Annotated in this window: 4 protein-coding genes; 3 read left to right on the top strand and 1 reads right to left on the bottom strand. The window is 56.0% G+C overall.

Annotated features, from left to right (window positions below; translation table 11 throughout):
- Positions 1-644 precede the first annotated feature (644 nt).
- The gene (locus ACYVG7_RS11750; RefSeq protein ID WP_460883295.1) at positions 645-2,777 is read left to right on the top strand and encodes a helix-turn-helix domain-containing protein; all 2,133 of its coding nucleotides are present in this window, start codon (positions 645-647) and stop codon (positions 2,775-2,777) included.
- Between the two features lie 51 nt (positions 2,778-2,828).
- Here ACYVG7_RS11750 and ACYVG7_RS11745 read toward each other — a convergent pair whose 3' ends face one another.
- Positions 2,829-4,376 carry a histidine kinase N-terminal 7TM domain-containing diguanylate cyclase gene (locus ACYVG7_RS11745; RefSeq protein WP_460883294.1) on the bottom strand — a complete coding sequence of 516 codons (1,548 nt, stop codon included), beginning with the start codon at positions 4,374-4,376 and terminating at the stop codon, positions 2,829-2,831.
- A 402-nt stretch (positions 4,377-4,778) separates the two neighbouring features.
- Here ACYVG7_RS11745 and ACYVG7_RS11740 point away from each other — a divergent pair, with 402 nt between their 5' ends.
- Both ACYVG7_RS11740 and ACYVG7_RS11735 read left to right on the top strand, forming a co-directional pair.
- On the top strand, positions 4,779-7,442 hold the full coding sequence (locus ACYVG7_RS11740) for a cadherin repeat domain-containing protein (protein WP_460883293.1): 2,664 nt from the start codon (positions 4,779-4,781) through the stop codon (positions 7,440-7,442).
- Positions 7,443-7,710: 268 nt separating this feature from the next.
- A partial coding sequence (locus ACYVG7_RS11735; protein WP_460883292.1) for a PKD domain-containing protein occupies positions 7,711-8,324 on the top strand: 614 nt, incomplete at its 3' end.

Below are 8,324 nucleotides of genomic sequence, written 5' to 3'. Positions count from 1 at the left end.
GTTGGTATCCATAGCGGGCACCTCAGTCCAGCGAACTTACTGCAAGTATAGATTGCCCCAACACGTAAAGGGAACAGCGCCCCGAAAAGTGCTAACAAGAATCTATTCATTTATATATCCCATAATATTCACACATAAACAGTATCACTGACCCAGCTGTACTAAAGTCGCGATCATTGAGCATTGGGGTAGTAATTCAATCCTCCCAGCTAAAAACCAGATCCTTTTTATCTCTAAATAGCCGTCCGCATCGATGAACACTTACGACAACAATGGTTCATGTGTGCAGTGATCTAGCATGACTAGGACTAGTTATTGAGATATTAGATTATCTACTCCTTTGAGATTTATCGATTTTTTACTTATCGCGTGGGGATAATGGCTGGATGAATCTCACCGATAAACCGTGCTGATAAACAAAACCGATCCAGATCACGCAGATGGCGTGATAGTCATAATCGTTGGCGTAAAAATCCAATGTTGCTGGCTGGGGAAATCGCAGGTTCTGCAGCGCTACTGATGAATTACACATCAAAACAATCTCCGGTGGAGATCAAAAAACCGCCGTAAAGCTCCATGTAAGATACTTTTTCCGAATTTTCTCACCTTGATTCGGATTGGAGGAGAGACAGGGAGGCGGCGGAATGAGTAGATGGCGGGTGTGGTTCCTGATCGGCCTGGTGAGCTGCTGCAGCCTGTTGGCCGCGAACGGCTCGGCGCAGAATACATCGCCAGTGGTGGCTGCGGAATACCCAGCTGCTGATGGTGCCATAGCGACTCCAACTACGGCTTCCAGATGGTCGGGCCAGGTGCAGATCGATGATCAGCCGCAACAGGTCCTAACTCCCGATTCACAGCAGCCTGCGGTGCTGCATCTGGAATCCAGCGTGCGCCAGTTGAGTTTCTCTTTTCAGATCCCGGAAGCTGCGGGCGCGCAGACCGGTTATCGCTATCAGCTGAGTGGATGGGACACTCAGTGGCAGCCGCTGCCAGCCGGATCCAGTGTCATTCGTTATGCCACTTTGCCCGCGGGCCACTATCGCCTCCTGCTGCAGTCTGGTTCGGCTGGCGCCGCTACGCCGATTGTGCTGTGTGATATCTGGATCGCCGCCGGTAGTTGGCGCTCTTCCTGGTGGGTACCGCCGTTAGCCTTGCTGTGTGTTCTGCTACTGTGGGCGGGTTATCACGGGCGCAAGGTTTTTAGCCGCCCCAGTCAGCAGAGCCTGCTCCCGCTGACGCAGCTGCATGAGCAGAATCAGCATCTTCAGCAGCAGTTGGCGCGTCAGCAAGCCAGTTATGGCGGCTTGGCGGATGAGCTCAGAGGATCCCTGATGCTGCTGACGCCTCAGTTTGCCACCTTGCAAGCCGCCAGTGACCTATCCCTTTGGCAGAGTGCCAATCAGGTGGCTCGGGGCGTCTGTCGGTTGCAAGGCTTATTGAACCAACTGATCCAGATTACTCAGTTGACCCAGACGGCGTGGTCTGAGCGTCAGAGCTTGATCTTGCTGGCCTGGCTTACGCCGCGTCTGGAGCAGTATCGTCTGGAAGCCGATGCTCGACAGATCAGCTGGCATATCGCCATGGTCCCTGATATCGCCGTCACCCTGGATAGCCAACTGCTGGATAATCTGGTGCGGATTTTATTCAACCAGACGCTACACAGTACGCCGTCAGGCGGCGCCCTCCATCTGGCGTTTTGCCTGGATGAACAGCGTAATCAAGTGGTGTTTCGCGTGCGGGGCACCCCCTTGGCTCCTGACGTCACCCTGGCGGGGGGGGATGATGGGGATACGCTGGAAATCCGTCTGTTGCAACAGCAGGTGCGTCAGCAAGGCGGTGAGCTGAGCTGGCCGGGAGAGGCCGCAGGGGACGACGGGTGGCTGGTGCGTTTGCCTTGTCTTTGGACGCGCTTGAACTGGTTAACGACCCAGCAGGAGCCTCTTGCCTTACCATTACCTCCGGCAGACGCCCCTTTATTGTTGCTGGTGGAAGATGATCCGGATCTGCAGCAGCTTCTGCTGGGCTGGTTGAGCAGTGAATACCGGATCCTGATTTCTTCATCGATCCGCGGCGGCTTGATCTCGGCCCGTGACGCCTTACCTGATTTGATCCTCTGTGATCAGCAACTGCCGGATGGTGAATGTTATCCATTGCTCGATGAACTGAAATCGGCGGAGGAAACCAGCCATATCCCGATCATCATCTGCAGTGTGCTGAGCGATAAGGCTAGTCGTCGACGAGCCTGGCATCAAAAGGCCGATGATTATATCCAGAAGCCTTTTGACCCTTCGCTGCTGCGCCTGCGCTTGCAGGCCCTGTTGCAGAATCGACAGCGATTGCAACAGTGGTTGCATGCCAGTTTGCCCCACGATGTGTTGGTACCCTCGAGGGTGCCGATGGAGCTTGCTCCTCCCGTTGCCGATTTGCCGCCCGCCGAGCTGCTGTTTAGCGAACAACTGCGGACTATCAGCTGCCAGCTATTGGGCGAGGATCGGATGTCGGTCGAGAGGCTTGCCGAGCACTTCAAGATGAGCAGTCGCTCGCTGCAGCGCAAACTGCACTCCCTGTTTGGCTTGAGTTACAGCGACTTTGTCCGTGAGCTGCAACTGCAACTGGTGGTGGAACAATTGCAGCGGGGGATGAGTGTTAAAGAGGCGGCGGCCGCCGCCGGTTTTCGCGATCAAGCCTATCTGACCCGTGTGTTCAAACAACAGTTTGGCGTCACCCCGAGCCAGTACAAGAAACAACAGCAAGTTCGCTCAGAGAGCGAAGGTTAAGCCGCAACGGTGGCCTTGGTTCTGCATAGTTGAGTCTGGCCATCGGCCAGCTCAACGCATGGGGTTGCTCTCCAGATCGCTGGTTTCCGGCAGCGGGTCGGCGATGCAGGCTTGGCTGCGACCTTGGGATTTGGCGCGGTAGAGGGCTAGATCGGCGCGGCGCAGCATCACCCGCGCGGTATCGTGGGGCTCAAAACCGGTCAATCCCAGACTCAACGTGATATTCAGTTGTTGTCGGGCCAGCTGGTTTAACTGCTCGGCCAACGCCTGGGTGCTGGCCAGATCCCGACCTGGCAACACCAGTAAAAACTCATCGTCGCCATAGCGTCCCAGCACCTCACCGGAGTTCAGTGCGGTCTGCAGCAGATTGGCCAGCTGGCGCAGGATCAGATCGCCAATCTGGTGCCCCTGAGAGTCATTGATGCGCTTGAACCGATCCACATCAAACAGCACCAGACTCAGCGGTTGCTGGCTCTGCCAGGCGGTGGCAACCGTCTGCTCCAGCGTCTGCAGCGCCATGCGCCGGTTCATTACGCCGGTGAGCTCATCCACTTCGGCATACTGGCGCAACTGCTCCAGCAACAGCTGGCGCTCCGTGGTGTCGCGCAGCATCAGGGCATAGCCCATCAACTCGCTGGTTTTCTGGCGCAGGGGCTGACATCTAAGCTCGTAGTGGCGTCCGCCCTGGTTCATGACATGTTCAGACTTTTGTTGGCTGGGCTCCAGCGGTGGTTGGATATCACCCAATAGGGGGCGGCAATCCTGACCCAGGCTCTGCTGGTTGAGGGCGGGGAACAGGGCACCCGCCTGGCGGTTGAAATCCACTATCCGGTAGTTGTGATCTACCACTAGCACCGCCTCTTCCATCTCATCAAACACTTGCTCACGGGCGATAGGGCTGAGGTCGGCAAAGCGGTAGCGGAACAGGCTATAGGCACACAAGGGGCCGGTGATGATAAAACCGAAGGCGCTGAGGTCTACGCCATTGGGCGCCCAATCCAGCAGGAAGAGGAGATAACAGCCCCAGGGAATCAGTGTGCCAAGCAGGATCAGCATCACCTGGCGTCTGTGGTAGCGGGGGGCTCGCCGCCAGCAGTGATAAAACAGGATATTGCCGATGGTGACGCCGACAGTGATGTAGACCAGGTGGAGATAATACCAGGGGCCAAACTCCAGCAGGGTAATGGTCAAGTTGTCGCGGCGGACGATCTGCATGTCAGTGAACATCAGATGGTGCTGATCATTCCCCAGGATCACCGCCAGAGTCAGCGAGGCGAGCATCAACAGCGCCGTTGTAATACCCATAGGCGGGTGGCGATTATGGAGGTAGGTGAGTGCCATCAACACGACTAGGGCCGGGATATAGGCGCCACCCAACATCTCGATATTGATCCAGAATTTGGCCTGCTCCAGGCTGCGGCTGGCCAGCTCAAAGGTATAACCTAAGGTGTAGACCGCCTCGGTCAGGCAGAGCCAGGAAAACCAGTAGGCCACTGGCAACTGGTGTTGCCGGGCACCCAGATAGGCCAGCCACAGGTTGACACCGGTGGCAATCAGCAGCAGCCAGCTATACAGGGTAAAGGGGTATAAAGAGAGCATGACGGTATCGGTTCCCTGCCTGTTCGACCCATGCCATCCATCCCGGGACAGCCCTTGAAATTGACGGTGGAGCATCAGCAGACGCTCTTCATCGCTTGCAGCCTCATGCTACCAGTTTCAGATACCGGTCTGGAGTATCGGGATCAAGATTTGCCGAATTGACATACCCCTCATTTTTGAGGCGCCGATTTGTACTATCACGCCAATCTTTTGCACTATCACGCCAACCCATTGTTTTTATATGTAAAAAATAGCAGGGTGGCAGCATGCCCTAGTTGGCTTGCGTCTTGGCTCTGACTCCTGGGTCGAACACAGCACTCGACGCAAAATCTGAAACATCGGGAATAGCGACCCAGCGGGTCCATTCCTTCCTTTGTGTTGTCATCATAAGAGAGCCGATCCATGGATAGAAAACTACCAGTCGCCAGTCTGTTATCGCTGACCATTGCCGCCCTGCTGGGTGGCTGTGGCGGCAGTGATTCTGCGGAGAAAACTACGGATCCTGTGACCCCGCCTCCTACCACCAAAAACCTGGAGGTGCGTGCCGTGGATGGTTACCTCAAGGACGCCCAGGTGTGGCTGGATCTGAATGGTGACAATCTGCTCACGGTCGACGAGCCCACGGCAGTGGACGAGCCCACGGCAGTGACGGATGGCAGCGGTAAGGCGACACTGGTTGTCACCAATGTGCCGGATCCGGCCAAATACCGGGTGCTGGTCAAGGCGATCGCCAATCAGACCGCCGATGTCGGCGATGGTACCGGCACACCGAAGCTGGTCACTAAAACCTTCACCATGGCGGCTCCGGCGGGCATCAGTACTGTTACTCCGCTGACCACGTTGGTGGCCCAGCAAATGGCAGCCAATAGCGGAATGACTCAGGAAAAGGCCGCGCAGGAAGTCGCAACCCAATTGGGTTTGGGAGCTGATAAGGCAGGCGAGCTGCTGAAAGACTTTATTGCCGAGAAAAACACGACAGGTCAGATTTATGCGTTGAATATCGTCGCCGCCCTACCGGAGGTACTGGATGATAAACAGGCCGATGCTCTGTTAACGCAGAGCGCCGCAATCGGTAAGGCGCTGGATGACTACTTGGCGCAGAATCCGTTGGATGATGACACCCAACCAGACGATATCAAGGTGGTGATCGGCGATGACGGTACCGTAGATGATGTCATCAAGGATAGTGATGGCGATGGTGAGGATGACGATGATATTCCACCGGTGACCTCCGATACTCTGGCGTCTTTCCTGAGCAATGCCGGCAACTGGTATTTAGGTGGAGCGGACGAGGGCGATGCCGATTTCTGGATTGAAGAGTGGAAGAATTTGGGATCCGGCAAGGCGAGCTGGTCGGCTAAGTATCAACTCCGCGGCACCACTGCTTATGCTCTGGAACCCAACGATCCGGAAACCATGAACTACCTGACCGCAAACGGCTGGGTGCAAGCCTCGGATGGCGGGGATATCCAGTATGTGGCCAACAGTGACGGTTCTGTCTCCCTGACGGATATCTCTCATCTGGGTACCATTACCGGCAGCTGTAGTGATCTCTCCGGCAAGAGCCAGGCGAGCGAAGTAGCCTGGGAGGCCAAGAGTGCCCAGGTCGTGAATGCGAGCGCCACATTCTCATCAGGCGCCTACGGCTGCCGAGCCAGTTACACCAGCGGTGGCTATTACAGCGACAATGAAGCCGAAGAACTCCATGGCTATAACCATGCCTCGTCGAATGTGGCGACCAGCTTTAGCGATCTCTTTGTTACCACTGCGCCAGTTGCAGGGGATGCTGCCAGCTTTACCACCTGGCTCTGGTGGGATGCGCCACAGACCTACTACCGTCTGGTGCTGATCGGCAATCCGACCCAAAGTGATGCCGGTAAGGCCCAGCTCTGGTCAAATGATGGTGTCACCCTGCTCAAGGAAGTCACCTCGGCAGGCTGGAAAAAGGTGTTGGTTTATGGACAGAGCCTGATCCTGCTGGATCCGGCGATCAGCTCCTATGCCTCGGATCTGGATGCCGGGCTTGCACTTCTGCAGGGCCAGGTGGTCAGAATAAAATCTGATCAGGCCGAGAGCTCGTTGCTGCTGAACAAGACCGCCTACGACGATCTGATGAAAGGCCGCACCCTGGTGACCGATAGTGATGATAGCGATGGTGATGGTGTCGCCGATACTAACGATGCATTCCCCAATGATGCATCAGAGTGGAGTGATACGGACGGTGATGGCGTGGGCGATAATGGCGATGCGTTCCCCAATGACCCTACCAAGTGGCAAGTAGAGACGGGGTTTGTCAGCACCTACCCCACGATGAATCTGCGTGGCACCTTCAACAATGGGGGTGTAACGCCGATGACATTGGTCGCTGACCATCTGTGGTCAGTAACCGTGAGCTTCAGCAGTGACGGTGCGTTCAAGTTCGATGTGGCCGGCGATTGGTTGACCAATTTTGGCGATGCTAATCACGATGGTACTGCTGAGGTGAATACAGCCGATATTGTTGTTGCCGCAGCGGGTACCTATGTGGTGACGTTTAACGATGAAACCAAGCAATACACACTGCAGGCGGAAGGCGGGGCAAGTACCGAAGAGGCTGCGGCCGCCTTTGTCTCCCTGATAAATAGCGATGAGATCGTTTACTCCGTCTATCAGGAGCATGGCGCGCTTGGCCTTACCCGTGTGGATGGTAACAGCTATCAGGGGTATCAGCTGGATTACAGCCAGTCGGTGGGGAGCTTCGTTCCAACCGATGCTGGAACCCTCACCCTGTCGGTTGATGCCAATAATCAGGTGACGATGTTTGATGCAGGAAGTGGTACAACCAGCACCATTATCTGTCAGCAGGTGCAGGCGCTGGCCGGGGTTAAAATCCAGGATCTGCTGGCCCCCATCACCAGCGATGAGTCGCTTGCTGTCATGCAGCAGACCTTTGGGGAGGCGACCTTTACTGGCGACGCCAAGGCCTATATCAATCAGCATACTGACAGCGAAGGCAGCTCGCTCGAGATAGTGCTAAACGAAACTGCCTACCAGAATCTGGTTGCCAGTATTCGCAATCCATCCTAAGACCGAGTTGTTGTTACGTTATTTCGGCCCGGAGATCCCGGGCCGTTTTTTTCGGGGCGCAGTGACCGACAACCGAATGGTCGATCGTTAGGAGCTGACTGCGGATAGTTGTACTTTTACACCAATCTTTTGCACTATCACGACAGCCTATTGTTTTTAAATGCAAAAAAGCAAAGTGGTACGAATGGAAACCCACGTATTGAGACGCTATTGCCAGCCACCGTTTCGGCTGCAGTGAATTAAAAACCCATAGAGCAGGGATACAGGGATGATGACACGACACGGATATCCAACTTTCTGGCGCATCGGGCTGATGGCTCTGTTGGCGCTATTCATGACCGCCTGTGGCGGCGGCGGTGGTAGTGACGGCGATAAGCCTGCACCACCTGCCACCGAATTGACCGCCAGCTTCACCCAGCAAGTCACCGGCTTGGAGGTTAGCTTGGATGCCAGTGGCTCCACCGGGGATATCGCCAGTTACCAATGGGATTTTGGTGATGGTGCGACCGGCACCGGCAAGAGCGCCAGCCACAGTTATGCGGCGGCGGGAACCTACAGCGTCACCCTGACGATCACCGATGATAAGGGCGCGACCGCCAGCCAGAGCGCCAGCGTTGTCGTGGTGGCGGCCAATGTGGCTCCAACCGCTGCCTTTAGCCACACCGCCAAGGAATTGGTTGCCAGCTTTGACGCCAGCGCGTCGAGCGATAGCGATGGCCGCATTGCCAGTTACAGCTGGAACTTTGGCGATGGCACAACCGGTACCGGCAAGAGCACCAGCCACAGTTATGCGGCGGCTGGAACCTACAGCGTCACCCTGACGGTCACCGACGATAAGGGCGCGACCGCCAGCAAGAACGCTAGCGTCAGCGTGGTCAAGGC

The organism is Pseudaeromonas pectinilytica, from assembly GCF_054780855.1.
This window is presented reverse-complemented; position numbering and strand designations above follow the sequence as displayed.

Bases quoted from the DNA above. Each gene is read 5' to 3' on its own strand.
- ACYVG7_RS11750 (WP_460883295.1), top strand. From the start codon at position 645: ATGAGTAGATGGCGGGTGTGGTTCCTGATCGGCCTGGTGAGCTGCTGC.
- ACYVG7_RS11745 (WP_460883294.1), bottom strand. From the start codon at position 4,376: ATGCTCTCTTTATACCCCTTTACCCTGTATAGCTGGCTGCTGCTGATT.
- ACYVG7_RS11740 (WP_460883293.1), top strand. From the start codon at position 4,779: ATGGATAGAAAACTACCAGTCGCCAGTCTGTTATCGCTGACCATTGCC.